The following is a 25,273-nucleotide window of genomic DNA, read 5'->3' as shown; positions in this document are numbered from 1 at the left end:
TTCATCCTGCAATTATCTTTTTTGTCCTGGACAAGCACTTGTCGGCAAAGTATAGACGCCACAGCGGGTTTCTGCGCTAAGGCTAAAGGCTAGCGGGTTCCTGTAGAGCCGAAACCACCCTCGCCCCGGACGCTGGCATCAAACTCGGAAACCACTTCAAAATCCGCCTGAATTACCGGCACCAGCACCAGCTGAGCAATCCGCTCGCCCACTTCAACCGTGAAAGCAGTTTTGCCGCGGTTCCAGCAAGACACCATCAATTCGCCCTGGTAGTCGGAATCGATCAGCCCCACCAGATTGCCCAGCACAATGCCGTGTTTGTGACCCAGCCCGCTTCGGGGCAGAATCATGGCCGCCAGAGACGGATCTGCAATATAAATGGACAGCCCGGTTCGGATGAGCTGGGTATCCCCGGGATTCAGAGTCAGGGGCTCATCAAGGCAAGCCCGCAGATCCAACCCAGCCGATCCTTCGGTGGCGTACTCGGGGAAGGCAATCTGGTTGCCAATCCGATCATCAAGAATGCGTACCTGTAAATTCTTTTTGCTCATGTTATTCCTGCTTCAGATGTTCGCCAATCAGCGCTACGAGGCGCGATGCAATCGCTTTCTTGGTGTCTGGCCCTATCGCCTCCTGCCCATCCGGCCAGAACACCGTGACGGCGTTATTGTCGCTATTGAAGCCCAGGCCGGGAACAGAGACATCATTGGCGACAATCATGTGCAACTTCTTGCGTTGCATTTTGTCCTTGGCGTAGCTGGCCACGTCGGTGGTTTCAGCTGCAAAGCCCACAGTAAAGGGCGCATCGGGGCGCCCGGCAATGGTAGCCAGCGTATCAGGGTTGCGCACCAGGGGCAGCGCCATGGACTCACTGGACTTTTTGATCTTGTCGTCAGCACGATTCTCGGGCCGATAGTCTGCTACGGCAGCCGTCGCAATAAACAGGTCACAGCCTTCATCAACTGCGTCCATAGACGCTTTCAGCATATCTTCGGCTGTAACAACAGGGCGCACTTCAATGCCCACAGGAACCGGCAAATTGACCGGCCCACTCACCAGAACAACACTGGCGCCCGCATCCCGTGCCGCAACAGCCAGCGCATAGCCCATCTTGCCAGAACTGTGGTTGGTGATATAGCGCACAGGATCTATAGGCTCACGGGTCGGGCCGGCGGTAATTACGACACGCCTGCCCGCAAGCTCTCCAGCTCCGGAATGCTTATTCATGATCAGGGCCGCGATCTCCGCAGCCTCAAGCATACGCCCCGGCCCATTGTCACCACAGGCCTGCTCACCCTGGGCCGGCCCCCAGAGAGAAATTTGCAGATCACACTCCAGCAAACGTATGTTGCGCTGGGTACGCTCATTGCCCCACATGGCCTGATTCATGGCAGGCGCTACCGCGATGGGCGCCTCAGTTGCGCAGCAAACAGTGGTCAGAAGATCGTCGGCCATGCCCTGGGCCAGCCGCGCAACAAAATCTGCAGAAGCAGGCGCAATGACCACTTGATCAGCCCATTTGGCTAACTCTATGTGCCCCATGCCTGCTTCGGCCTCAGGATCAAGCAAAGAGGTACGCACCGGCTCGCCACTGAGCGCCTGAAAGGTCAGAGGGGTTACGAAGGCTTCTGCGCCTCGCGTCATGATAACCCTTACCTCATAGCCCGCCTTTTTCAGCAAGCGCACAAGCTCGGCACTTTTATAGGCTGCAATACCACCGGTAATACCCAGCAGAATTTTTCTGACGGCCATCATAAGGCTCCGTATCCGCTTAATATGAAAGGCTTATAAGATAGCATGCCCAGCGGATACCGACAGCCTGCAAGGCAGCCCCCTCGTTTACCATTTGTTACTTTTTGAAGTAGTCTTCGTAACTGGAATGCGCAGGACGCGCTAAATCCCTCAAAAATCCCCAAAGCGATTCGCAAGGAAGCAAACATGACCAACCCCGCATGGCCTATGGATGAGCGCCCCCGTGAACGACTGCTCGCCCACGGCCCCGAAAGCCTGTCTGACGCAGAACTGCTGGCCATTTTTCTACGCACCGGCACCACCGGCATGCCGGTTATGGAGCTCTCGCGCGCCCTTTTGCAGGAATTTTCCGGCCTGCGTGGATTGCTGACAGCCTCAAGGCGGCAGTTCTGTGGCGTGAAAGGGCTGGGGACCGCAAAATATGCACAGGTTCAAGCCGCCATGGAAATGGCCAGGCGCGTAATGGACGAGCCACTACGCCAAGGCGACCCTCTTCGATCACCAGAAGACACCCGACGCTTTCTCACCAGTCGGCTGGGGACTTACCCCCACGAAGTATTTGCAGGTCTTTTTCTGGACAACCGGCACCGGGTCATTCAATACAGGGAGCTGTTCAGAGGCACTATTGACGGCGCAGCCGTGTATCCGAGAGAAGTGGTGCGACAAGCGCTGGAAGATAATGCAGCGGCGGTTATTTTCGCCCATAATCACCCTTCCGGAGTAGCCGAACCCAGTCAGGCAGACATCTCCCTGACCAAGCGCCTGAAAGAAGCACTCGGATTGGTGGATATCAGGGTTCTTGACCATATGGTGATCGGTCACGGTGAGGTAATATCCCTCGCAGAACGTGGATTGATGTAAGCCGTCACAGGCGAATGTGCGAAAACTGGCCAAATTCCCAACAATTTTTTGCGTTGGGATGCTGGTTCTGGTATAAAAGCGTCCCTTTCTGGCGGCGTCTGGCGAGCAGCGTTCAGTTCAGGGGCGCAAACAGGAGCCTAATCACTCCTCGGCAACCAGAGACGCAATTAAAATCGAATTCGTATTTATTAAGACCATTGCTCAGGTCGGAGGCAAGTATGTCCAGAGTTTGTCAGGTAACCGGTAAGCGTCCGGTTTCCGGTAACAATGTTTCTCACGCGATGAACCACACCCGTCGTCGTTTTCTGCCTAACCTGCAAAGCAAGCGCTTTTGGGTTGAGTCTGAAAAGCGTTTCGTTCGGCTGCGCACGTCTACCAAAGGTATGCGCATCATCGATAAAAAAGGTATTGACGCTGTATTGGCCGATCTTCGTGCCCGCGGCGAGAAAGTATAAGGAGCTGCATCATGCGCGAAAAAATCAAGCTGGTTTCATCAGCAGGCACTGGTCACTTCTACACGACCATGAAAAACAAGCGTAACACCCCGGAAAAAATCGAGATCAAAAAGTACGATCCGGTTGTCCGTAAGCACGTTGCGTACAAGGAAGCCAAGATCAAGTAATTCCTGATCTGGTATCCACAAAAAAACCCGACAAATTTGTCGGGTTTTTTTGTGGCCAGTTTTCAGAAAATCTCTTCAGAACTTTTCCAGATACCCATCGGGTAACGCTATATCCATGGCAATCGGCAAGTGATCCGACATGGGATAGCTCACCACTTCCGAATTCCTTATCTGCAAGCTCGGGCTCACCAGAATATGATCGAGCGCCTTCTCAGGCCGCCAGCTCGGGAAACTGTGGGCGCTGTCCGGCAGAGGGATCAGATCCGTGTCTTTCAAGGGTGTTTGAGTCAACAACTGCTCTGCATGAGCGTTCATATCCCCCATCAGCACCACATGCCGGTACTTTGAAATCAGCTCACTGATAAAACCCAACTGTCGCTGCTGCGCTGACTTGCTCAAAGCAAGGTGCATCATCACCAACACCAGCGGGTCTTCTTCGGTGCCATAGCGGGCAACAATGGCCCCCCTTCCGGGAAGCCGCCCTGGCAACTTGTATTCTTTTACATCCAGAGGCCGGAACCTGCTGAGCAAACCATTACTGTGCTGGGCAATCTGCCCCAGATTACGGTTTAACTGCTGATGCCAGTATGGAATGCCCGCCGCTTCGGCAAGGTACTGAACCTGATTAATGTGCCCACTGCGCAGACTTCCTCCATCACACTCCTGCAACGCTATTACATCGTAGTTGCTCAGTAGCGAGGCTATGCGGTCCAGATTCTGGATACGGTTACGATGGGGCAGAAAGTGCTGCCAGCTTCTGGTCAGGTAGTGGCGATAGGACGACGTACTGATGCCCACCTGAATGTTAAATGTGAGCAGCCGAAGGTGGCGCTGAGGCTCAAACAGGGGTACGTGCTCAAGGCCCGAGTTTGAACCTTTCGGCTCACCCCGGGCACTGATAATACCATCGAGCTGCTTTCTGAAGCGTTTATACATGATATATCTGCTGTCTTGCTCCGTTTGCCAACCCTAACGCCAGGCGAGGCATGCGTTACGGATTCGCAGCCCGCTCTTTCTCCACCAGATAATCCACAACCGCCAGCGATGCCTCAAGACTACCCGCCATGGACGCACTGACCGTGTACTTGCCATTTACCAGCATAGTCGGTGTGCCGGTAATTCGCGCGCCCCGGATTTTGGCCTGCGCCTGCTGCATACGCGCATTAACACCAAAACTGTTGTAGTTATTCAGGAACTCTTCGCGATCCACACCATAACCCGCAACAAAGTCAGCCAGAGACTCACCATCATTCAACGGTCGACGCTGGCCTGCCAGAGCCTCAAAAAGGGCATCATGCACTTTATCCAGCGAGTTCATTGCTTCAAGCGCATAGTACGCCTGTGCGTGGGGCGCCCAGGAACGACCCAGAGCCGCAGGTATACGTACATAATTCACATAATCCGGAGCATTGGCCTCCCAGCTTTCGGCCAGAGGCTTGAAGTCGTAGCAGTGCGGGCAGCCGTACCAGAATACTTCTGCCACCTCAATGTCGGTACCACTGTCTGTGCGCACCGGAGTATCCAGCTTTTTGTAATGCACGCCTTCCTGCCAGTCATCCGCATTGGCTTGGCCAAAAACAGCCAGGGCCGCCAACAGCAGACCAACCGTTCTGAATGCTCGAAACATGAAATATCTCCAGATTTTATAAATGTCGTTATAGGGGAATTATGACCCGCCAAACCTGAAAAGTTCCACTGCTTGCGGATTACAGGTTCGACAGACGAAAAACCCCGCACTGGGCGGGGTTTTTGTCAGGCCGTGAACGATTGGATCAGTTCAGTCCAGAAATGTAGCTGGAAACGGCCTCGATTTCTGCATCGGTCAGCCTGGCAGAGACATCCACCATGATCGCCGCGTGAGAGCCATTAGCACGGGTGCCATCGCGATAGGCTTCCAGCTGCTTGGCCAGATACTCGGCATTCTGGCCACCGATGTGAGGATACCCGGCCGGCTCGTTGCCTTTGCCCTGAGGGCTGTGGCAGGCTGCGCACGCAGGAACACCAGAGGCCATGTTTCCACCGCGGTAAAGTGCGGCGCCCTTCTCGACCAACTCCGGATCAGCCTGACTGACAACCATTTTTTGTTGCGCAAAATATGCTGCCAGATCTTGCAGGTCCTGCTTTGACTTGCCAGTAAGCTGGCCTGTCATCTCAGGAATTGGACGTGAATCTTCCTGGATGGCCACCAACTGGTCAAACAGATACCTTTCACCCAGCCCGGATATTTTCGGATAGGACCCCATGATTGGCTTTGCCCCACCTTCACCGTGACAGGCCTGGCAAGCTGCCGCTGCCTGTTTTCCCGCTTCAGGATTACCTGCCCCATGCGCCATTGCTGTAAGGCCAACGCCGAAAACAAATCCTGCGATCAGTTTCTTCATGCTCGCTCCGCTTCTCTCATCTCGAATATATTCTTGGTTTACAGCCGGCAGGCGCTGTTCAGTCAGGCTCAAGACCAGGGCTGACAGCGGTTACGCCAAGCGTACCGCCCGGAATTGGTGTAGCATTATACATTAATCTCTAATAACTGAAATCCAAAGGAAAGCCAACCGCTGTGGACTCTGACCTGACTCAAAAAAGCATCTCTTTTAACAGCGCTCGCTTCCTGATTAGCGCCCCCCGGCTGGAAGACTGCCCACCAGATATAGGCGCAGAAGTCGCCTTCGCCGGGCGTTCAAACGCAGGAAAGTCCAGTGCCATGAACGCAATTACCGCGAACGGGAAGCTGGCCCGCACCAGTAAAACACCCGGTCGCACGCGCCTGATCAACTTTTTTTCCCTGAATCGCGAGCACGCCCGGCTGGTGGATTTACCTGGGTACGGCTATGCGAAAGTATCCCGGGACATGAAAGATGACTGGCAAAAGCACCTGGGACAATACCTGAACCAACGCCAATGCCTGAGAGGCCTGGTTCTGGTGATGGACATTCGCCACCCGCTCACCGAATTCGATCAAATGATGGTGGAATGGTGCGAACATAACAAGCTGCCACTGATGATTCTGGCCACCAAAGCCGACAAACTTAAATTCGGGCAAGCAAAAACCGCCATGCTGGAGATCGCCAAAAAGCTGAAGGCGTTTTCCTGTGTTGAGCATTTGATTATGTTCTCGTCAACATCCAAACGCGGCGTTGATGAGTGCCGGTCGGCACTGACAGACTGGCTGGAAGATTCAGCAGAAAGCACTCAATAGCGAAGAAAAAACCGGCCTGCGAAAACAGGCCGGTAAAACGTCAGGGTTTGCGACGTGTTAAAACCTGAGAACTCACTCAGGGGGCGCCGGAAACGTCCGAATTGCCCGCGCCACACACTAGGACACTAACCGCCCGGAAAAGTTCCGAAGCAGGCACCTGGATTTAGCCCACCGAAACTTCGCGTTCACCCTCCTGCTCCGGCATGGTTGGTCGATACTTCTCCCTGAGCTCCAGAACCTGCTCACGATAAACCGGCGTCACATAAGGGATCTCAAGCGTCAGCACCTGATAAATTCCCTGTTTCAGCTCACGGAGAGTCAGACATGCCGACGCCTTTTCACCGTGTGCGGTTTTCAGGAACGCCATCCAGTTGGTGACAATCAGCCAGACGTTCAGCGACATGGCGGCTCGAAGCGTATCGGGCTGAGGCTCCAGAACCCCGCCTTCCGCCAGCTTCTCGAAAATTCTGCTTATGGCCGCCAGACATCGATCTGTGAACTCTCGATAGTCATTTCGTAAGCGCTGATCCCTGTCCAACAGGTTTTCAAGATCCCGATGAAGAAACCGGTAACTCCATAGCCCGTCAAAAACAGACTCCAGATAAAACGTCATGTCGTCCAGATTCAGCGGCCGGTTTTCAGGAATATCAAGGTAGTAATCCACCAGCTTTTCGTATTCCTGAAATATCTCGTAAATGATGTCGGACTTATTACGAAAGTGGTAATAGAGATTGCCCGGCGAAATCGCCAGGTACGCTGCAATATGGTTGGTTGTAACGTTCCGCTCACCTTGCTCGTTAAACAGCTCAAGGCTCGACAGTAAGATCTTGTCTCTGGTTTTCATAAGCTCATCGACGTTTGTTGTTTTGCAGCTCACAGATGGCCCAATTGGCCATCGGAGTCGCTTGACTCCCTAGAGTATATACTCTAATAATACCGTACAGTGCAAATTGAGCGTTTTTTCGCCACCAAAATAACATCGGGCCGCCGCCCTTGTGCGGCGGTGCCAAGAGGAGGACACCATGGGTGCCAGCGTTGTTCAGCTCTCAGAGAGCCAAAGTCACATTCAACAGACCCACCGGGTGTTTGAGATACAGAAAAAAGCGTTTCACGATCACCCATCGCCGACGCTGGCCGAGCGCAAGCAAAACCTGGAGCGCCTCAAGCAGGCCCTGTTGTCCTATCAGGATCGCATTCTGGATGCCATTGACAGGGACTTTTCCTGTCGTTCGCGAGATGAATCGCTGATTGCAGAGGTGATGCCCTCCATCCAGGGAATCAACTACACCCTGAAAAATCTCGGCGGCTGGATGAAGCCTTCCCGCCGGCACGTCTCCATCCTTTTTCAACCTGCCAGCAACAAAGTCTGTTATCAGCCAAAAGGCGTGGTCGGCGTAATCGTGCCCTGGAACTACCCACTTTATCTGGCCGTAGGGCCGCTTGTTGCCTCTCTTTCAGCGGGTAACCGAACCATGATCAAGATGTCTGAGTTCACCCCTCACACATCCGCACTGTTCAAAGAACTTATTGAAGCCACTTTCCCGGAAGACCTGGTCGCCGTTATTAATGGCGAAGCCGATGTTGCAGCCGATTTTTCAGCGCGACCTTTTGACCACATGCTATTCACCGGCTCCACCTCTGTAGGCAAGCTGGTCATGCGCGCTGCTTCCGAGAATCTGACACCGGTTACCCTGGAGTTAGGCGGCAAGTCACCTGCCATAGTTTCTCCGGATGTCCCGCTTGAAGACGCAGCCCAGCGCATCGCTTTCGGCAAGGCCTTCAATGCAGGCCAGACCTGTGTGGCGCCAGACTATGTGCTCTGTCCGGCTGATCGCACACAGGCCTTTGTAGACGAGTTTCGGGCCCAGCTCTCTGAAATGTACCCCTCAATAAGAGATAACGACAACTACAGCGCCATTATCAATGAGCGCCAGTACAATCGTTTGAAAGGTTACCTCGAGGATGCCAGGGCCAAAGGCGCCGAGCTGATAGAGATCAATCCTGCAAAAGAGAACATGAGTGATGGTACCCGGAAGATCCCGGTGACCCTGGTGCTGAAAACAACACCGGAGATGAAGCTCATGCAAGATGAGATCTTTGGCCCGATCCTTCCGATTGTAAGCTATGACAATCTTGATGAGGCCATACAGTTCATCAATGACCGCCCGCGCCCTCTAGCCCTGTACTTTTTCGGTTACGACCGCGAACAGCAGAGCCAAGTGACCGATAAAACCCTGTCTGGCGGCATGTGCATAAACGACTCTCTGATGCACGTCGCTCAGGATGACCTGCCGTTTGGCGGTGTAGGGGATTCCGGCATGGGCCATTACCATGGCAAGGAAGGTTTTTTGACCTTCTCACACCAGCGCGCAATTTTTGCAAAACAGAAGTTTAACAGTGGCAAATTTGTATACCCCCCATATGGCACATCTGCCCACAGAATGATTTACAAGCTTTTCATCCGTTAAGCACCTTGCACTGCAACCGGGGCCCATTCGCCCCGGTAATCGCCTACTCCAAAACAAGAGCGAGCCGATTATGACTGACCCCCTCTCTCCAACCGACGAACTGGATTCTCTTTGCCTCGACCGGCGCAGCTTTCTTCGTACCGGCCTTGGGGGCGCGCTCTTTTTGGGCACCGTGAGCCTGACTGCCGGCCTCAGTGGCTGTGCAACAGCACCCGCCGGCCGCCTTGGTGCTGTCGACACCCGCATGGATGCGCGTTACCAATTCCAGTTCTTGTCCGCTGATGACATAGAACTATTAGAAGCCCTGCTCCCGGCCATCCTCGGCTCTGCGCTTCCAGAACAAGCTAACGCGAGACGCATCGCAATTGCAGGCACCGTCGAACGCATTGATTTGGGCATTCACAAATTTGGCCCCGCGAACCAGAAAGAGCTCAGGCAATTGTTTGACCTGCTCAACTTTGGTCTTACGCGTGTCACCATAGCCCGAGTTTGGCCAGCTTGGCGCGACGCCACTGCGGAGCAAGCTGATGCATTCCTTCAGCGCTGGCGTTCAAGCAGCATTGGCCTTTTCAACAATGGCTATATGGCGCTGACAAAAATAAGCAACGTGGCATTTTACGGCCATCAGGAGAACTGGCAGCTTTCAGGCTATCCGGGGCCACCCGACTGGGCGGTTCAGGCCCTGCCGCAATTCCGCAGCGCCTGACGCTCCGCCAGCTGTTTTAGCCCGCTATTTTGACTGCCATCTAACCCAAAAGGGGAACCACCATCCATGTCGTTCAACGATCGCATCGCCCAAGGCCTGGAGTCTGGCTGGAAAGTTATCGACGGCGCCACGCTTACTGAAAATCATACTGCTGAAGCAGATGTCGTTATTGTCGGCACCGGTGCAGGTGGCGGCACCACTGCTGAAATTCTGGCCAAAAGCGGCTTGTCCGTTATCCTGGTGGAAGAAGGTCGCCTGTATTACCAGAAAGACTTCAAAATGGACGAGCTTACGTCCTACGCAAACCTCTATCAGGAAGGCATGAGTCGCACTACAAAAGATGGTGCCATTGCTATTTTGCAGGGGCGCTGCGTGGGCGGCTCAACGACAGTCAATTGGACCAGCAGTTTCCGCACCCCGGATGAAACACTGAACTACTGGAGCAAGCGATTTGGTCTGGACGGGGTAAGCCCGGAAGCCATGGCACCCTGGTTCGACGGCCGAGAGACCCGCCATTCCATGGCCCCATGGGATACGGCCCCCAACCTCAATAACGACATTTTGCGACAGGGGTGCGAGAAGCTCGGCTTTAGCTGGCAGATTATCCCGCGCAACGTCAAAGGTTGCTGGAACCTCGGGTACTGCGGTGTAGGCTGTCCTACCAATGCCAAACAAGGCGCACTGATGACAACCATCCCGGGCGCGCTAGATAACAATGCAAGTATGTACCACGGGCTGCGCGCCGAACGTTTTGTGATGAATCAGGATCGAATTGACTCCCTCGAAGCCACAGCTATGGCCAGCGATGGCATCACGCCTACCAGCGTTACGGTAACACTCAAAGCCAGGCACTTTGTGGTTGCCGCAAGTGCCATAGGCTCACCCGGCCTGCTGCTACGTTCCAAACTGCCCGATCCCTATGAACGGGTTGGCAAGCGCTCATTTATTCACCCCGTTAACGCCAGCGTTGCACAAATGCCCAAGCTGGTTGACCCATTCTATGGTGCACCCCAGTCGGTATATTCCGACGAGTTCAACTTTAGCAACGGCGTAGATGGCGATGCAGGCTACAAGCTGGAGGTGCCTCCTTTACACCCGGCCATGTCGGCAGGAGTTGTGCCGGGCCATGGCGACGAACAAGCTAAAAACCTGGCCGGCTTACCCTGGATGCAGTCAGTTATCGCTCTGGTGCGTGATGGTTTTCATGAGGACAGCCCTGGCGGCACTGTTTCACTTCGTGACGATGGCAGCCCGATGCTTGATTACCCGGTAAGCGACTATCTCTGGAAAGGCCTTCGTAGAGCTTTCTACACCATGGCTGAAATCCAGTTTGCCGCGGGCGCAGACAAAGTGCGCCTGATGCACCTTGACTCGGATTGGTATTCCACCTGGGCCGACGCCAAGGCTGCTATTGACGGCTTTGCCATGGAGCCTCACCGGGTTCGCCTGTTCACCGCTCACCAGATGGGCGGCTGCGCCATGGGGAGCAATCCGGAAGAGTCTGTGGTCAACGGATTTGGTGAGCATCATCACGTGAGCAATCTCAGCGTGCACGACGCATCGATTTTCCCCACCAGCATTGGAGCAAATCCTCAGCTCTCGGTTTATGCCCTGGCGGCGAGAAACAGCTCTCGACTGGCACAACGGTTGAAAGCCTGATTCTCCATGGTTGGCACTGTTCTTCACGCCAGTGAAGGGCTTGCCACCCGGCCTACAGAAACTCTTTGAATACTGATACTCTGGGCGCCTGTTAAAAAAGGAGCTGTGCATGCCTAAAGTCATTTACCCGGGCACCTTTGACCCTATTACTAACGGCCATACAGACTTGATCAGGCGGGCCAGTAACCTGTTTGATGAAGTGGTGGTTGCCGTTGCCTACAATTCCAAGAAGCAGCCTCTGTTTGATCTGGAGGAGCGCTGCGAACTGGTGCGGCTGGCAACGGCTGGCATTCCGAACGTGAGTGTGACCGGTTTCAGCTATTTGCTCGCCGATTTTGTCCGCGACCAGAATGCCACGGTTATTCTCCGTGGCTTGCGAGCAGTATCCGATTTCGAATATGAGTTTCAGCTTGCAGACATGAACCGCAGCCTGGCTCCGGAGCTGGAAAGCGTGTTCTTGACGCCGTCCAATCACCTCTCCTACATCTCCTCGAGCCTGATCCGGGAAATTGCCTCTCTGGACGGGAATGTATCGGAGTTCGTGGACCCGGTTGTGGCAGAAGCTCTGAAAAAGAAATTCAGTGAAGCCTGATGTCTATCAGGCGGCAACAAAAAGCCCCTTCGTGGGGCTTTTTTGTTGCCTTGAACCGCTTTAAAACACCGGTGGCAAGGGGATTTCCTGGCCGTTAACCTCAACCACCATGCCGGCCAGTTTTGCTGCCAGCACCAACCGGTCGCCATCGGGCACCAACAGACCTTCTTTGATGAGTGGCGCAAACTGCATACGCACTGCCGGGTATTCATCCACCAGCACGGCAGGCAAACTCAAATTCATACTTCCATTGAGCTGCTGCATCACCATCAACATGCTCTCTTTCTGATCTTCAGTCAGTTCTGGATGGCTGAGCACCAGGTTGCCGGTTACTGCTCCTTCCGGCGTGTCCAAAGACAACTCAGGAACGCCCATCGAAAACCCTGCTGCTGCCAGATTTCTCATTGCCGTATTCACCTGCCCCATGGCTTCCATCTGCCGCTCAAAGGTTTCGCGACCTCCGGCATCAGGTGCCAACACCATGCCCTGAAGTTCAGCCATACTGGTGCTTAAGCTGTTCCAGCTGGCAACATCGAGGTTTTCCAGAGCGAACGCCAGCTTGTGTGGGCCGTAGGCCTGATCTTGATAACGAACCTTTTTCGCCTCAATCGATAACAGGGAATCCAGGCGCTGCGCCTTGCCCTTCGCCTCGGTGCTGCTGCGAGCGAGCAATCCCTCGATGGTTACCGTGGAGGCCTCAGCAGGTGTCAATTCAACAGAGCCTATCGACGCTTCCATGGTTCCGGTCCAGACGCCACCCACCAGATGAGCCATGCTCTGTTCAACCCGGAAATTATTAACCCGGATGCTCATATCCCGCCCGGACAGACTAACCTGTGGCCAGACAATCAGCGCTTCAGCCTGGGATCCTGTGTCACTTATTTCAATACGCGCAACACCGCCGCTGGCTCTCAGTGATTCACCGCTCTCCGGGTTAGTGATTGCCATAGCCGGCGCTTCCAGCTCCAGCACAGCCGTACCCCAGAGGCGCGTTTCCAGAGTCAGCCTTGGCCGCTCCTGAAACCAGTCGGCGCCTTGCGGTGTCCAACCATCAACGGGCACGAAATTCATAAAGCTACCGGTTATGCCATGGGTGACGCCGGCACGGTAAGCTATCCGGCGGGTTTGACCACTCTCAGGGTCAACCATGGTTACGGCTCCACTCATGTCCGAGCCGAAAAAGCCCCTGCGATAGTTATCCGTCTGCATCTGGATAAATGGCTGCGACTGATTCAGCTCATGGGTAACCTCCTGCCACTGCTGTTCGGTTACATAACCCACGACCCATGGCATTGCGCCAGCGACAACCAGAACACCTGCACCGCCAATGATCCATTTTGCTTTCAAGAACTCTCTCCGTCTGAAAATTTCAGGATTTGCCCGTCAGGCGCTCCAGAAGAACCAGTTGCGAGGCCACTCGCTCCTCACCCTCGGCCAGTTGATTTTGAACGTAACTGCCATCGGGCTGCAACATCCAGGACTGGCAGTTATCCTCCAGATAAGTATCCAGATCTTCGCGCACCCGCGCTACCAGATCCGGGTCCTCAATTGGAAACGCAATTTCAACCCGGCTTAGCAGGTTGCGTTCCATGCAGTCTGCACTTGAACAGTACACGTCAGGCTTACCGTCGTTACCAAAATAGTAAGCCCGTGTGTGCTCAAGGAACCGCCCCACAATGGAGCGCACACGAATATTATCCGAGAGGCCCGGAACCCCGGGCCTGATACTGCAGATACCACGCACTATCAAATCAATCTGCACCCCGGCCTGGGAAGCACGATAGAGGGCCTTGATCAGTTGCACCTCTGTCAAGGCGTTAATCTTGAAAATGATACGGCCTTTTTCTTCCAACGCTGTCTCACGCTCAATCAAGCTGAGCAACCGCTTGTGGAGGGTGAACGGGGCATGGAACAGCTTCTTGATCTTCAGAGCCTTCCCCATACCGGTTAACTGCTGAAAGATTTTGTTAACATCGTCACCAATGGAATCATCACAGGTCATGAAACTGTAATCGGTATAAAGCCGAGCATTCACCGCATGGTAGTTTCCGGTTCCCAGGTGCACGTAGCGGAGCAACCGACCTTCTTCACGGCGTACAATCAGGATCATCTTGGCATGGGTTTTATAGCCCACAACGCCATACACCACGATCACGCCGGCTTCCTGCAAACGGCTGGCCAGCTCCAGGTTCTCCGCCTCACTGAACCGGGCCCGCAACTCGACCACCACAGTCACTTCTTTACCGCGTTTGGCCGCATCGGCCAGTGCTTCAACAACCTCCGAATTGGCGCCAGTGCGGTACAAGGTCTGGCGGATAGCCAGCACCTGGGGGTCCTTCGCGGCCTGACGCAGCAAATCCACAACCGGGCTGAAGTTCTGGAATGGATGATGCAGCAATATTGGCCGTTTCCGTATGGCATCAAATATGGTTTCTTTGCTGCGGATCTGCCGGGGTATGGTGGGCGAAAAGCTGGAATATAGCAGATCAGGGCGATCCACCAATCCGGTCACCGCCATCAATCGTGTGAGGTTAACCGGACCGTTCACCTGATACAGATCTCTTTGCCCGAGGCCGAATTCCGTGAGGAGGAACTGCACGAGTTCCTGAGGGCAGTTATCCGCCACCTCCAGCCGAACACCATCACCGAAACGCCGGCTGAGCAGCTCACCGCGCAATGCAGACGCCAGATCTTCAAGGTCGTCTTCCAACTCGAGGTCGGCGTTGCGAGTGAGCCGGAACTGATAACAACCCTTGACCTCCATACCCGGGAATAGCTCATCAGCGTGGGCGTGGATCACTGAAGACAGAAAAACCAGGTTCTCTCCGCCGTTGCAGACTTCATCCGGTAAACGCACCAGCCTGGGCAGGGAGCGCGGCGCCGGCACAATAGCCATGCCTGTTTCACGACCAAAGGCATCCTTGCCATCAAGTTCAACAATAAAGTTCAGGCTTTTGTTAACCAACCGGGGGAAAGGGTGTGAAGGATCCAGTCCTATAGGGCTGACCACCGGCAGAATTTCTTCATCGAAATAATTGCGCACCCACTCTGCCTGTTCCGGCGTCCATTCCATACGCCGCACAAAGTGAATGTTTTGCTGCTCCATTTCGGGAATCAGCACATGGTTCAGAATGTCGTACTGCTCGTCGATATATTCATGGGCGATGCGGCTGATCTCGCTCAGCGCCTGTTCCGGCATTATCCCATCAGCGCCCAGGGTTTCCCGGCCGTATTTGATCTGCTGGCGCAGCCCTGCCACCCGAATCTCGAAGAATTCGTCCATATTGCTGCTAAAAATACAGCAAAAAATCAGCCGGTTAATCAGCGGATGAGTGGTATCCAGCGCCTGCTTCAATACTCGATAATTGAACTGAAGCTGGCTCAGCTCACGGTTGAAGTAGTTTTCACTGGCGTCCAGATCAATCACTTCACCTTCAGCTGGAAGGTCTATGGGAGCGGGTACGCTCTGCCCCCCGCTTGCTGTGAGATTTCTGACAATTTCCGCTCTCATGGCCTTTGATTTCCTGTCTGATTACCCCCCTGCCTCTTCCCGACAAGGGGTAGTCCGTTAACAGCCTCAGCGCTGCTTGTCCCGCATCAGGCGGGCGGCTCGCACGGCGAAGTATGTCAGAATGCCATCTGCTCCGGCACGGCGCATCGACATCAGGCTCTCCATCATGACAGTGTCTCCGTCAAGCCAGCCGTTCTGCTCCGCCGCCATATGCATAGCGTACTCGCCGCTAACCTGGTACACGAATGTTGGTACCTGCAGTTCGGTTTTTATCCGGTGCACAATATCCAGATACGGCATGCCGGGTTTGATCATCACCATGTCAGCGCCCTCGGCAAGATCCATCATCACTTCATGAATCGCTTCATTGCTGTTGGCCGGGTCCATCTGATAGGTGGTCTTATCACTTTTTCCCAGATTGGCGGCCGAACCGACGGCGTCCCGGAATGGGCCGTAATAACCGGAAGCATACTTGGCAGAATAGGCCAGAATACGCGTATTAATATGTCCTGCGGATTCCAGCGCCTCACGAATGGCAGCAACACGGCCATCCATCATATCGGAGGGCGCAACGATATCTGCACCGGCATCAGCGTGTGAAACCGCCTGATTAACCAAGGCTTCAACGGTAACGTCGTTCAGCACATAGCCTTCGTTATTGATGATGCCATCCTGGCCATGGGTGGTGAACGGATCCAGTGCCACATCCGTGATAACGCCCAGCTCGGGATAAGCCTTTTTCAGTGCCCGAACAGCCCGCTGTGCCAGCCCGTCGGAATCCCAGGCCCAGGAGCCGGACAAGTTCTTTTTCTCCGCAGACACAACTGGAAACAGGGCTATTGCAGGAATCCCCAGCTCCACCAGCTCTGCAGCCTGCTCAACCAACAAATCAATGCTCAGGCGATCCACCCCCGGCATGGATGGCACCTGCTCGCGCTGTCCTTCCCCTTCCAGTACAAAAACCGGGTAAATCAGGTTGTCTGGCGTCAGTTGGTTTTCCCTTACCAGCCGACGGGAAAAATCGCTGGCGCGATTGCGACGCAAACGGGTAGCTGGAAAAACACGTGGCGTTGATAAAGACACAGAAAGCCTCCTGAATGGCACAATAATGAGTAGGACTGGAAATCCTGGCACCCTGGCGGCACCGTTGACACCATCATACACCTCCGGGGCTGCTGGTTGCAGGCTACCAACGTAGGCAAGCGCTGTCTGCGGAGCAACATTCAATCTGCAGCAGACTCCGGGAGGCTCATTTTTTGTAAGCTTTGCTATTGAATAGAATCGAGCGCCCTGGCCCGGACTCGCTCAGCTTCGCTGAAATACTTTTCCCGCAACTGGCTCAGACTTTTTTCTCTCTCAAGCTCTGCCAAGCCAGACTCCGCCAAGGCATCACGCTCTTGAGCATACGACTGCCACCGACGATTCCAATCCCTTTGTTCTGCGTCCAATGCTTCCAACCTTTGGGCAGCTTCATCACCAAATTCTTGACGCCGCCAGGCTCGCAAAGCCTCCGGGTCGTTAGCCATCTCTTCTCGCGCCTGCTCATAGCGAGAAAACTTTCGAGTATCCTCGCGAGCCTGCCTCAGAGGTTCAGGCAAGGCCATTTCAGCCTCGGCAAAGGCCTTCTCGCGCTGCTCGTGCGTCAGATTGCTGTCTCTGGCAATGCTTCGCTTTCTGAGTTGATAGCGATCTATGGCTTCTTCTTGCGCAAAAAAAGCCTCCGCCGTATCTGCGTCCAACCAGGTTCTACGCAACGCCTGAATCTCCAGCATCCGGCGCTCCATTTCACCCGAACCGGAAATCCCTGCTTCTCCGTAAGCCGCCTCAAGATCCGACAAGGCAAGCTTGTAATCCAGGTAACGGCCAAGAGTGTCGAGAGCCTGCCCTCGCGCAGGCTCTTCCAGCACTGAAAGGGCAAGCCGTACTCTTGCTACCAACTGCGACAGATCTTCTTCACCCAAAGCCGATAGATAGTACTCAAACAACTGCCGCAACTCCCCTGTGGGGATGAGGTTGCCAAAACGGTCTGTTATCGCCCAACCGCCAGGCTCCGTTGTGCCTTCCAACGACGCCGGTAACTGTTCTGGCACCTCAAGCTCAGCGGAGTCGTCAACAAGTCTGGAAGGATTTTGCAGCCGGCCAGCAGCAAAGCCTGCGTCATCCGTTCTCAGATTATCGGGGCGTTCAGCAGAACGAACGGAAACAGGCTGATTTCGGGCACTATCCGCCAGCAGCCAGAGTGCAATCACAACTGCTATGATTACGGGGACGGCAAAGGAGAGTTTGGAAACAGATTTCATGATAGAGGTCAGTTCCGGCCATAGGTGGCTTGGCTACAATCCGGGGAAACAAGGACCGTAACGCTTTCAAGAGCCATATTAAGCGGAAACTGGGCGCGTGACCGAGACAGACCGCAAAAACAGGCCGGAGCATGCAGCCCCGGCCTGCAAAGACAATGCTCAGAGCGCGCGGTTATTAAAGCCTGTCTCCACCTTACGAGGGGAGTCAACGCGGAAAGATGTCTCAACTTCCTGGATTTTGCCGCCTTGGCTCAGGAAAGCATCGATATCCTGCTGTAGCTGCGCCCGTACCCGTGCCCTGCCAGCGATAGAATGTGTATCGTCACTCTCGCTGCCCGTACTAGCCCAGTTACCGGATTGCTCCAGATTGCTTTCGTCGAACTCGCTCATGGTTTTCTCCATCAACGAAAACAGTGTTACAAGCGCGGCAAACCAAATAAAGCAGCCGCACTCCGCCTCGACCAGCCGCTACTGCGGCGCCGTCTTGGCGTCTTTATAATCTGCTTTTCACGACAGAGCTATTACCGACAACATGTTTTTTGTAAATATTTGTAACAACCACTAACCTGATGAATTTTAAAGATAAAATAAAGGTAAAAAAAAGTGTTTGCCCTGAACCAAAGAATGAATCAATATTCACTAATAGCGGGAGCCCGAAATGGCTTATCGTGAAACGGAAAAGATGCGACTGCGTAAAGCCGCAGCACGTCAGCGGATCGCTGAGTGCACCTATGAGTGCGTTGCCGAAGGCGGCTTTCGCAACGCAAGAATTACTCGCATTGCGCAGCTTGCGAATGTTGCCACAGGAACGATCTACCGGCATTTCGAGTCGAAAGAAGACTTGTTTGCTGAAATCTTCCGACAGGCCACGCAGCGTGAAATAGACAAGGTTACGAAAGCACTGGCAACACCGGGAAGTGCTACAGAGAGACTGGAAAAAGCATTGCGGCAATTTGCCGAGCGCGCATTGAAAGGGCCCGTAATGGCCTGGTCCCTCATTGCAGAGCCGGTGGACCCGAAAGTTGAGGAAGAGCGGCTGGCTTACCGAAAGGCCTACGCCGGCCTGTTTGAACAGGCGATCCGGGAAGGTATCGAAGAAGGGTGCATTCCGGATCAGAACCCCCGCCAAAGCAGCACCTGCCTGGTGGGGGCTATTGCGGAAAGCCTGGTTGGGCCTTTATCACCAACCCAGATCGGGCAGGCAACCGAAAAAGAAACCGAGAACAACGACCAGCTGGTCAACACCATCATCTGCTTTTGCATACAGGGGTTGACCGGCACGAGGAGGTAGTTATGAATACCCCACAGCCCACGTCCGGAACACCCGAAGAACATGGTGATCGCTATTTGGCGATCACCCACGAGGTAGTCAACCAGCCCCCACCGCTGGAAAACTACAACCTGTATGAGCAGGACATTGCCCTGCAGAAGGCTGTGCACCGCGAAGGAGCGGGGAAGGCGGAAAGCGACCTGAAAGCCTTTGGCGCGCTGGCTGGCAGCGCCGCAACCATCGATCTCGGTTTTCGGGCCAATAACAATAAACCGGTGCTCAATACCCACGACCGCTTTGGCCACCGCATCGACGAAGTGGATTTCCACCCCTCGTACCACGAACTGATGGGCATTGCCTTTGAAAGCGGTCTTCACAGCAGCCCTTGGACAAACCCCGGCAAAGGCGCACATGTAACCCGCGCAGCAAAATACTATATGCACTCCCAAGTGGAAGCTGCACACTGCTGCCCGGTCACCATGACCTTTGCGGCCATGCCTTCCATTCGCAAACAACCGGAGCTTGCAGCGCTCTGGGAATCCCGAATACTGGCCAACAGCTACGACTCCCGCAACGTCCCCGATAGCCAGAAGAGCTCAGTAACCATTGGCATGGCAATGACCGAAAAGCAGGGTGGCAGCGACGTACGCTCAAACAGCACCCTGGCCTACCCGGTAGGAGCCAAAGGCCCGGGCCAGGCTTATGAGCTGGTAGGCCATAAATGGTTTGTCTCCGCACCTATGTGCGATGCTTTTCTGGTATTGGCCCAGGCCCCCGGCGGCCTGTCCTGCTTCCTGATGCCACGCTGGCGCCCGGACGGAACCAAAAACCCCTGGCAGATCCAGCGCCTGAAAAACAAAATGGGCAACGTAGCCAATGCCTCCAGCGAAGTAGAGCTGCGCGGCGCACTGGCATGGATGATTGGCGAAGAAGGCCGCGGCGTACCTACCATCATAGAAATGGTTGCCATGACCCGTTTCGACTGCATGATTGGCAGCTCTGCAGGCATGCGCCAGGCCGTCGCTCAGGCCACCCACCATTGCCGTCACCGGAGCGCCTTTGGCAACAGGCTCATTGACCAGCCACTGATGCAAAACGTACTTGCTGACCTGGCCCTGGAGAACGAAGCCGCCCTCGCCTACACCTTGCGAATCGCCCGAGCACTGGATAGCCAGGATCAGGAACACGAACGCCTTTTGGCACGGCTTGCTACACCTGTTGGCAAATACTGGATCTGCAAACGCACACCTAACCACGCCTACGAAGCCATGGAATGCATTGGCGGCAGCGGCGTGATGGAAGACTGCATCATGCCCCGCCTGTTCCGTGAATCCCCGGTGAATGCCATCTGGGAAGGCAGCGGCAACGTACAGTGTCTGGACACCCTGCGCGCCATCCAGAAAGAACCCGAAACCCTCGATGCCTTCTTCCTCGAAGCTGCCAAGGCAAAGGGTGCAGACCGCCGCTTCGACCAGTTCCTGGCACAGCTGCAAAATGACTTCGCCGACATCAGCGACTTCCAGTACCGCGCCCGCAATCTGGTAGACCGGCTGGCCCTGGTCATGCAAGCCTCCCTGCTATTACGCAACGGTGACAAATCCGTGGCCGATGCCTTCTGCGCTTCACGACTGCAGTCCAATGGCGGCATGAACTACGGCAACCTGCCCTCGGGGATTGATGCTGCGGCTATTATCAAGCGGGCAACGCCTGTAGTAGGCTAGAGCTGGTGTCCACCAAGACATCAATATATGAGCTTGTTGGACCCCACTTGAATTGTTCGAGAACCGGCGAGGCAAGGCTTTCCAAAACTGTGCGGAGCCAGGGATGGCGGAGCCCAAGCGTCACATGGATGTGCCGCAAGGAGCGTGTTTTGGAAAGCCTTGCCTCGTCGGTTCCAGCACCAAAGCCGGAAAATCTATGTCTGAAACACTCAGAAGACTGCTGAAAGAGGGCAAAGCGCCCCAACACAACACCGCGATAACACCCCACGTAGGCGTACTCACCTTGCACTTCCAGCTCTACGGCTGTGAGGACCTCAAAGCCAAGCGCAAAGTCTTCACCCCGCTACGCGCTGTCTGGGGCAAAGAGCCCGACCTGGCCGTGGCAGAAACCGCTGACCTGGAAGCTCTCGACTGCGCCACCTGGACCATCGCAGCCCTCGGCACCTCCTCGCAACAAATCACCCAGCGCCTCGATCAGGTAGAAAAAGCCATTCAGGAAAAGGTCGATGCAGCCATACTCGACATACACCGGGAAATTCTCTGAACAAGCCCAGTGGCACAACATTTGAGCAGCCCGTATACTACGCCCCCTCAGGGATGCCAGTGTGCCTGGAAGCTACAGGTGACAAGTAACCAATGCCGGAAACAGACCCCGGCTGTATCCGTCGGGCATCCGGAACAGGCCCTGCGGATGACCACTGATCGTGTGTGGTATCTATGACCGGCAAGAAAAAAACGGCCCAGGCCTCCATTGAAGCCATGTATCGCGTGTTCACCGTGCCCGAGGCACCGGAGTCCACACTTAGCCGTATTGACCAGAATATTTCCAGCAACCTTGCAGGCTTCCTGCAGGAGCACATTGTTGCCGTTGAACGGGATCTTGCAGACGTCGAGAAAAACTTCTCCGACTACGCCATCCCGGAAAAGCCCGTGTTCGTTTCCGAGCAGGCTCAGTTCCTGCTCGACAAACTGGTTGCCAACTCCGTTCACACAGCATCACCCGCCTTTATCGGCCACATGACATCAGCGCTGCCCTACTTCATGCTGCCGCTGTCGAAAATCATGATCGCCCTGAATCAGAACCTGGTAAAAACTGAAACCTCCAAGGCCTTTACGCCCATGGAGCGACAGGTTCTGGGCATGATTCACCGGCTGGTGTATCAGGAAGACGGCGCCTTTTACCGGAAGTGGATGCACGACCCTCGCCACTCCCTTGGGGCCATGTGCTCAGGTGGCACAGTCGCCAACCTGACAGCACTGTGGGTTGCTCGCAACCGCGCTTTCCCCGCTGAAGGCAGCTTTCGTGGACTGCACCAGGAAGGTCTGTTCCGCGCACTGAAGTACTACGGTTACGAAGGTGCTGCCATAGTGGTATCCCGCCGAGGGCATTATTCTCTGGGCAAAGCCGCCGATGTATTAGGCCTTGGCCGTGAATCCCTGGTGGCGGTAGACACAGACGACGACAACCGAATCCAGACCGACGCCCTGCGCGACAAGTGTCTGGAGCTGCAGAAACAGAAAATCAAGGTTATGGCCATCTGCGGCATTGCCGGCACCACCGAGACCGGCAACGTTGACCCGCTGGACGCCATGGCAGACATCGCCCGGGAATTCGGTGCCCATTTCCACGTAGACGCAGCCTGGGGCGGCCCGACACTGTTCTCCCGGACCTACCGGCATTTGTTGCGGGGCATAGAGAAGGCGGATTCAGTCACCTTCGATGCCCACAAGCAGCTGTATGTGCCTATGGGTGTTGGTTTGGTGGTATTCAAAGACCCCAGCCTGGCTAGTGCTGTTGAGCACCACGCCCAGTACATTATCCGCAAAGGCTCCCGCGACCTGGGCTCTACCACGCTGGAAGGCTCGCGCCCCGGCATGTCGATGCTGATCCATTCCGGCCTGAAAATCCTCGCCCGGGAAGGCTACGAGATTCTGATTGATCAAGGCATCGAAAAGGCGGCAAGCTTCGCCGAAATGATCGAGGCCCAACCAGACTTTGAGCTGGTGACCCGCCCTGAGCTGAACATTCTTACCTACCGCTACTGCCCGGAAAACGTGCAGCAGGCCTTGGCTTTAGCTGATCCCCTGCAGGCAGAAAAGCTGAATGCTTGTTTGAACAGCATTACAAAATTCATCCAGAAAACCCAGCGGGAACGGGGCAAGGCGTTTGTGTCGAGAACCCGGCTGGAGCCTGCCTGTTACTACAAATTCCCGTGCATTGTGTTCCGGGTTGTTCTGGCGAACCCGCTGACCACGCCTGAAATCCTCGCCGACATTCTGGAAGAGCAACGTGAGCTTTCAGGGGATGAAGGAATTCAGGACGAAATCAGGATATTGCACCAAATGGCGGATGCGGTGCTGAAACAGCATGAGCAGGGTCAGAAGCAAGCCTGAAGTAGGCTAATCAGAAGATTCGGTGAGCGGCTTAGAGAACCGCAAGGGAGGGAATCAGGCTTCCAAAACACACTGTAAATACCTCCCTGTACGCTCGGCTCCGCTTCTCACTGCTTATTGCTCCTGCGGCGCAGTGAGAATCCTGGGTTGGCCGTCCTTGGCCAACCCGTGAAGAGCTTTTCGCTCTTCACCCATGGCTCCGCACGGTTTTGGATACCCTTCCGCCTCCCTTGCTCAGTGCTATCCTCTAGCACCTGAGCGCCGGAGACAACTAACTCAGTAAAGCGCCTCTTCGTCGTCCAGCACTTCATCAATAATTTCCAGGAACATTCGATCCGCATCACTCCACTTTTCCGGAATACGGATAGTCGTGTTAGCACTGATCTCCCGGGCTATCAGCTCGTCGGAATCTGGCTGTGAACGATACTTGCGGGCAATGTCGATAGACTTTACCGCAATGGTCGGATCGCTCAACACCTTTTTGATGAACACTCGAAGCTCATCAATCACCTTGGCCTGACGACGGCTTTCAATCGGTGTACTCATACCTCACCCTCCGGGCAAATAAGTTCTGGGGGAGCATGAAGCTCCTGTAGCATAGACACAGTATGGCCAAACCCGCGCGTTACAACCAGCCAACTCGTTAGACGAACAACCCACGCAAAGTGAAAAACAGTATCGCCGCCATAATGGCCGAGGCAGGCACTGTGATAATCCAGGCAGCCGCTATCCGCACAAGGTGAGACCGCTTGACCATTTCTTCTTTGTAGATTTTCTTGAGGCGTTTGCGGTCCGACTTGGTCAGGGGCACATGCTTCTTCTTCTTGGCCCGCTTGAGAAGCTTCTCCATCTCCTCAACGGAGGCGTTGCGGAAGTCATCCAGAAAAGGCTTGAGACGCTCAAGATCATCCTCATCACGCTCTTCCATGATCTTGTGCAACTGAGTCGCGTAATTGGATTTCAGGTATTCGCGCAGGAAGCCCACACCGAAAACACCACCAATGGCAATATGCGTAGAGCTCACCGGCAAACCCAGTTGCGATGCCAGAATAACTGTAAGCGCAGCCGACAGTGCGATACAGAAGGCACGGGTCTTATCCAGCTCGGTAATTTCGCTGCCCACGGTTTTGATCAGGCGCGGACCAAACAGCATCAAGCCGACCGTTAAACCCAAAGCGCCAATCATCATGACCCACAGAGGTATGCTTGAAGCCGTCGCTATCGCACCATTAGATAGCGCATCGTTGATGGCCGCGAGCGGGCCGATGGCATTCGCTACGTCGTTTGCACCGTGGGCAAAGCTCAATAGCGCAGCCGCGAATATCAGTGGCCAGGTGAATAGGGTATTTACCCCTCCTGCACTGTTTTCCATGGTAGCTGCGCGACGGGAAGCCAGAGAGCGCACGATAAAAAAGGAAACTACAGCGGCACCCAAACCGACCAGAGAGGCCTGAAGGAAATCCACCTCAACAATTTTCTTTACGCCTTTGATCATCAGGTAGGTGCCAAAAGCCCACGCCATGACGGCGACAAGCCAGGGCACAAAGGTTCGCGCAGCAGGTATTACGTTCTTCCGGTAGAGCACTGTCTTATTGATAATAAATAGCAACAGGGCAGCCAGGGCACCACCAAGAACAGGCGAAATGACCCAGCTGGCAGCAATCTTGGCCATAACACCCCAGTCTGCGATGCCCCAGCCACCCGCCGCAATACCTGCGCCGAGAACGCCACCTACAATAGAGTGGGTGGTGGATACCGGCGCACCCATCCAGGTTGCCAGGTTGAGCCAGAGCGCGCCCGCAAGCAGAGCTGCAGTCATCAGCCAGACAAAGGCACGGCCATCTTCCAGGTTTGTGGGGTCAATAATGCCGCCCTTGATGGTAGAGACAACATCGCCGCCCGCAATCAACGCACCAGCGGACTCAAAGATACCTGCCAGAATAACCGCTGCGCCCAGAGACAGAGCGCCAGAGCCCACCGCAGGGCCAACATTGTTCGCAACATCATTAGCGCCTATATTGATAGCCATATAGCCGCCGATGACAGCCGCAGCCATGAGCAGCGTGCTATTGGGCAACCCTTCACTGAAGGAACCTACCGCCAGCCAGACACCGAGCAGAAACAACAGGCTGAGCCCGACCCTGTATCGCTCTGTAGAGTTGCTGGTAAGAAGGGTATCCAGAAATCCGCTTGAACGGGCCATAACAGAATAGGTCTCATTTGG

The 25,273-nt window shown here is 54.8% G+C and carries 25 protein-coding genes; 12 read left to right on the top strand and 13 right to left on the bottom strand.

Translation table 11 applies throughout. From position 1 onward, the window contains the following. Window positions 1-89 precede the first annotated feature (89 nt). A complete protein-coding gene (gene dut, locus RKA07_RS13085) occupies window positions 90-551 on the bottom strand; it encodes a dUTP diphosphatase (protein ID WP_200202249.1) in 462 nt (153 codons plus the stop codon). 1 nt (window position 552) lies between these two features. Further along, window positions 553-1,752 (bottom strand): bifunctional phosphopantothenoylcysteine decarboxylase/phosphopantothenate--cysteine ligase CoaBC, encoded by a 1,200-nt coding sequence (coaBC, locus tag RKA07_RS13080; protein ID WP_200369781.1) that lies wholly within the window; start codon window positions 1,750-1,752, stop codon window positions 553-555. A gap of 186 nt (window positions 1,753-1,938) precedes the next feature. On the opposite strand from coaBC, the gene radC reads away from it, so the two are divergent. The 3 genes from radC (at window position 1,939) to rpmG (ending at window position 3,235) form a co-directional block, all read left to right on the top strand. Beyond that, entirely contained in the window at window positions 1,939-2,613 is a 675-nt protein-coding gene (gene radC, locus RKA07_RS13075; protein WP_200202251.1) for a RadC family protein, read from the top strand. A 218-nt stretch (window positions 2,614-2,831) separates the two neighbouring features. Further along, window positions 2,832-3,068: a 50S ribosomal protein L28 gene (gene rpmB, locus RKA07_RS13070; protein ID WP_200202252.1), complete on the top strand. Its 237-nt coding sequence runs from the start codon at window positions 2,832-2,834 to the stop codon at window positions 3,066-3,068. 11 nt (window positions 3,069-3,079) lie between these two features. Then, the gene (gene rpmG, locus RKA07_RS13065) at window positions 3,080-3,235 is read left to right on the top strand and encodes a 50S ribosomal protein L33 (RefSeq protein ID WP_071263342.1); all 156 of its coding nucleotides are present in this window, start codon (window positions 3,080-3,082) and stop codon (window positions 3,233-3,235) included. A 75-nt stretch (window positions 3,236-3,310) separates the two neighbouring features. On the opposite strand, the gene RKA07_RS13060 is transcribed toward rpmG, so the two are convergent. From RKA07_RS13060 to RKA07_RS13050, 3 genes are all read right to left on the bottom strand, one after another. Further along, entirely contained in the window at window positions 3,311-4,171 is an 861-nt protein-coding gene (locus RKA07_RS13060; RefSeq protein ID WP_200202253.1) for an endonuclease/exonuclease/phosphatase family protein, read from the bottom strand. 55 nt (window positions 4,172-4,226) lie between these two features. Beyond that, window positions 4,227-4,862 carry a thiol:disulfide interchange protein DsbA/DsbL gene (locus RKA07_RS13055; protein ID WP_200202254.1) on the bottom strand — a complete coding sequence of 212 codons (636 nt, stop codon included), beginning with the start codon at window positions 4,860-4,862 and terminating at the stop codon, window positions 4,227-4,229. A gap of 145 nt (window positions 4,863-5,007) precedes the next feature. Continuing rightward, entirely contained in the window at window positions 5,008-5,616 is a 609-nt protein-coding gene (locus tag RKA07_RS13050) for a c-type cytochrome (RefSeq protein WP_200202255.1), read from the bottom strand. Window positions 5,617-5,789: 173 nt separating this feature from the next. Between RKA07_RS13050 and yihA the strand changes: the two genes are divergently transcribed. Beyond that, the gene (yihA, locus tag RKA07_RS13045) at window positions 5,790-6,428 is read left to right on the top strand and encodes a ribosome biogenesis GTP-binding protein YihA/YsxC (protein ID WP_200202256.1); all 639 of its coding nucleotides are present in this window, start codon (window positions 5,790-5,792) and stop codon (window positions 6,426-6,428) included. Window positions 6,429-6,591: 163 nt separating this feature from the next. Here yihA and RKA07_RS13040 read toward each other — a convergent pair whose 3' ends face one another. After that, the gene (locus RKA07_RS13040) at window positions 6,592-7,272 is read right to left on the bottom strand and encodes a TetR/AcrR family transcriptional regulator (RefSeq protein WP_200202257.1); all 681 of its coding nucleotides are present in this window, start codon (window positions 7,270-7,272) and stop codon (window positions 6,592-6,594) included. 178 nt (window positions 7,273-7,450) lie between these two features. Here RKA07_RS13040 and RKA07_RS13035 point away from each other — a divergent pair, with 178 nt between their 5' ends. The 4 genes from RKA07_RS13035 (at window position 7,451) to coaD (ending at window position 11,853) form a co-directional block, all read left to right on the top strand. Next, entirely contained in the window at window positions 7,451-8,896 is a 1,446-nt protein-coding gene (locus RKA07_RS13035; protein ID WP_310966506.1) for a coniferyl aldehyde dehydrogenase, read from the top strand. A 70-nt stretch (window positions 8,897-8,966) separates the two neighbouring features. After that, on the top strand, window positions 8,967-9,602 hold the full coding sequence (locus RKA07_RS13030; protein ID WP_310966505.1) for a hypothetical protein: 636 nt from the start codon (window positions 8,967-8,969) through the stop codon (window positions 9,600-9,602). 66 nt (window positions 9,603-9,668) lie between these two features. Then, window positions 9,669-11,261, top strand: coding sequence for a GMC family oxidoreductase (locus tag RKA07_RS13025; RefSeq protein ID WP_200369785.1), 1,593 nt, complete (start codon window positions 9,669-9,671; stop codon window positions 11,259-11,261). Between the two features lie 109 nt (window positions 11,262-11,370). Continuing rightward, entirely contained in the window at window positions 11,371-11,853 is a 483-nt protein-coding gene (gene coaD, locus RKA07_RS13020; protein WP_200202261.1) for a pantetheine-phosphate adenylyltransferase, read from the top strand. 60 nt (window positions 11,854-11,913) lie between these two features. Here coaD and RKA07_RS13015 read toward each other — a convergent pair whose 3' ends face one another. The 5 genes from RKA07_RS13015 to RKA07_RS12995 form a co-directional block, all read right to left on the bottom strand. After that, a complete protein-coding gene (locus tag RKA07_RS13015; RefSeq protein ID WP_310966504.1) occupies window positions 11,914-13,200 on the bottom strand; it encodes a DUF945 family protein in 1,287 nt (428 codons plus the stop codon). A 22-nt stretch (window positions 13,201-13,222) separates the two neighbouring features. Beyond that, window positions 13,223-15,364, bottom strand: coding sequence for a polyphosphate kinase 1 (gene ppk1, locus RKA07_RS13010; RefSeq protein ID WP_310966503.1), 2,142 nt, complete (start codon window positions 15,362-15,364; stop codon window positions 13,223-13,225). A 66-nt stretch (window positions 15,365-15,430) separates the two neighbouring features. Next, entirely contained in the window at window positions 15,431-16,447 is a 1,017-nt protein-coding gene (gene hemB, locus RKA07_RS13005; protein WP_310966502.1) for a porphobilinogen synthase, read from the bottom strand. Window positions 16,448-16,632: 185 nt separating this feature from the next. Continuing rightward, complete coding sequence (locus tag RKA07_RS13000) at window positions 16,633-17,664, bottom strand: lipase secretion chaperone (protein WP_200369787.1); 1,032 nt, start codon at window positions 17,662-17,664, stop codon at window positions 16,633-16,635. A gap of 159 nt (window positions 17,665-17,823) precedes the next feature. After that, window positions 17,824-18,054 (bottom strand): hypothetical protein, encoded by a 231-nt coding sequence (locus RKA07_RS12995; RefSeq protein WP_200202266.1) that lies wholly within the window; start codon window positions 18,052-18,054, stop codon window positions 17,824-17,826. A 268-nt stretch (window positions 18,055-18,322) separates the two neighbouring features. On the opposite strand from RKA07_RS12995, the gene RKA07_RS12990 reads away from it, so the two are divergent. From RKA07_RS12990 to panP, 4 genes are all read left to right on the top strand, one after another. Next, window positions 18,323-18,955, top strand: a complete 633-nt coding sequence (locus tag RKA07_RS12990; RefSeq protein WP_200202267.1) for a TetR/AcrR family transcriptional regulator — start codon at window positions 18,323-18,325, stop codon at window positions 18,953-18,955. 2 nt (window positions 18,956-18,957) lie between these two features. Next, window positions 18,958-20,655 carry an isovaleryl-CoA dehydrogenase gene (locus tag RKA07_RS12985; protein WP_200369788.1) on the top strand — a complete coding sequence of 566 codons (1,698 nt, stop codon included), beginning with the start codon at window positions 18,958-18,960 and terminating at the stop codon, window positions 20,653-20,655. 196 nt (window positions 20,656-20,851) lie between these two features. Further along, entirely contained in the window at window positions 20,852-21,199 is a 348-nt protein-coding gene (locus RKA07_RS12980) for a DUF503 domain-containing protein (RefSeq protein WP_200202269.1), read from the top strand. Between the two features lie 173 nt (window positions 21,200-21,372). Continuing rightward, window positions 21,373-23,049 (top strand): pyridoxal-dependent aspartate 1-decarboxylase PanP, encoded by a 1,677-nt coding sequence (panP, locus tag RKA07_RS12975; RefSeq protein ID WP_200369789.1) that lies wholly within the window; start codon window positions 21,373-21,375, stop codon window positions 23,047-23,049. A 276-nt stretch (window positions 23,050-23,325) separates the two neighbouring features. Here the strand turns inward: panP and RKA07_RS12970 are convergent, their stop codons facing one another. Both RKA07_RS12970 and RKA07_RS12965 read right to left on the bottom strand, forming a co-directional pair. Continuing rightward, entirely contained in the window at window positions 23,326-23,595 is a 270-nt protein-coding gene (locus RKA07_RS12970; protein WP_200202271.1) for a hypothetical protein, read from the bottom strand. A gap of 97 nt (window positions 23,596-23,692) precedes the next feature. Continuing rightward, complete coding sequence (locus RKA07_RS12965; protein ID WP_200202272.1) at window positions 23,693-25,252, bottom strand: inorganic phosphate transporter; 1,560 nt, start codon at window positions 25,250-25,252, stop codon at window positions 23,693-23,695. Between the last annotated feature and the right edge of the window lie 21 nt (window positions 25,253-25,273).

This window comes from Marinobacter xiaoshiensis (assembly GCF_031631795.1).
GTDB lineage: Bacteria > Pseudomonadota > Gammaproteobacteria > Pseudomonadales > Oleiphilaceae > Marinobacter > Marinobacter xiaoshiensis.
Note: the sequence above shows the minus strand (reverse complement) of the source record. Positions and strands in the feature narration are given on the sequence as shown.

Coding starts and splice junctions, on each gene's coding strand:
- RKA07_RS13055 (WP_200202254.1), bottom strand. CDS start 4,862: ATGTTTCGAGCATTCAGAACGGTTGGTCTGCTGTTGGCGGCCCTGGCT.
- RKA07_RS12990 (WP_200202267.1), top strand. CDS start 18,323: ATGGCTTATCGTGAAACGGAAAAGATGCGACTGCGTAAAGCCGCAGCA.
- radC (WP_200202251.1), top strand. CDS start 1,939: ATGACCAACCCCGCATGGCCTATGGATGAGCGCCCCCGTGAACGACTG.
- coaD (WP_200202261.1), top strand. CDS start 11,371: ATGCCTAAAGTCATTTACCCGGGCACCTTTGACCCTATTACTAACGGC.
- ppk1 (WP_310966503.1), bottom strand. CDS start 15,364: ATGAGAGCGGAAATTGTCAGAAATCTCACAGCAAGCGGGGGGCAGAGC.
- RKA07_RS13025 (WP_200369785.1), top strand. CDS start 9,669: ATGTCGTTCAACGATCGCATCGCCCAAGGCCTGGAGTCTGGCTGGAAA.
- RKA07_RS13000 (WP_200369787.1), bottom strand. CDS start 17,664: ATGAAATCTGTTTCCAAACTCTCCTTTGCCGTCCCCGTAATCATAGCA.
- RKA07_RS13060 (WP_200202253.1), bottom strand. CDS start 4,171: ATGTATAAACGCTTCAGAAAGCAGCTCGATGGTATTATCAGTGCCCGG.
- RKA07_RS13040 (WP_200202257.1), bottom strand. CDS start 7,272: ATGAAAACCAGAGACAAGATCTTACTGTCGAGCCTTGAGCTGTTTAAC.
- RKA07_RS12970 (WP_200202271.1), bottom strand. CDS start 23,595: ATGAGTACACCGATTGAAAGCCGTCGTCAGGCCAAGGTGATTGATGAG.
- RKA07_RS12965 (WP_200202272.1), bottom strand. CDS start 25,252: ATGGCCCGTTCAAGCGGATTTCTGGATACCCTTCTTACCAGCAACTCT.
- RKA07_RS13050 (WP_200202255.1), bottom strand. CDS start 5,616: ATGAAGAAACTGATCGCAGGATTTGTTTTCGGCGTTGGCCTTACAGCA.
- RKA07_RS12985 (WP_200369788.1), top strand. CDS start 18,958: ATGAATACCCCACAGCCCACGTCCGGAACACCCGAAGAACATGGTGAT.
- RKA07_RS13035 (WP_310966506.1), top strand. CDS start 7,451: ATGGGTGCCAGCGTTGTTCAGCTCTCAGAGAGCCAAAGTCACATTCAA.
- RKA07_RS12980 (WP_200202269.1), top strand. CDS start 20,852: ATGTCTGAAACACTCAGAAGACTGCTGAAAGAGGGCAAAGCGCCCCAA.
- rpmG (WP_071263342.1), top strand. CDS start 3,080: ATGCGCGAAAAAATCAAGCTGGTTTCATCAGCAGGCACTGGTCACTTC.
- RKA07_RS13030 (WP_310966505.1), top strand. CDS start 8,967: ATGACTGACCCCCTCTCTCCAACCGACGAACTGGATTCTCTTTGCCTC.
- dut (WP_200202249.1), bottom strand. CDS start 551: ATGAGCAAAAAGAATTTACAGGTACGCATTCTTGATGATCGGATTGGC.
- rpmB (WP_200202252.1), top strand. CDS start 2,832: ATGTCCAGAGTTTGTCAGGTAACCGGTAAGCGTCCGGTTTCCGGTAAC.
- RKA07_RS12995 (WP_200202266.1), bottom strand. CDS start 18,054: ATGAGCGAGTTCGACGAAAGCAATCTGGAGCAATCCGGTAACTGGGCT.
- coaBC (WP_200369781.1), bottom strand. CDS start 1,752: ATGGCCGTCAGAAAAATTCTGCTGGGTATTACCGGTGGTATTGCAGCC.
- panP (WP_200369789.1), top strand. CDS start 21,373: ATGACCGGCAAGAAAAAAACGGCCCAGGCCTCCATTGAAGCCATGTAT.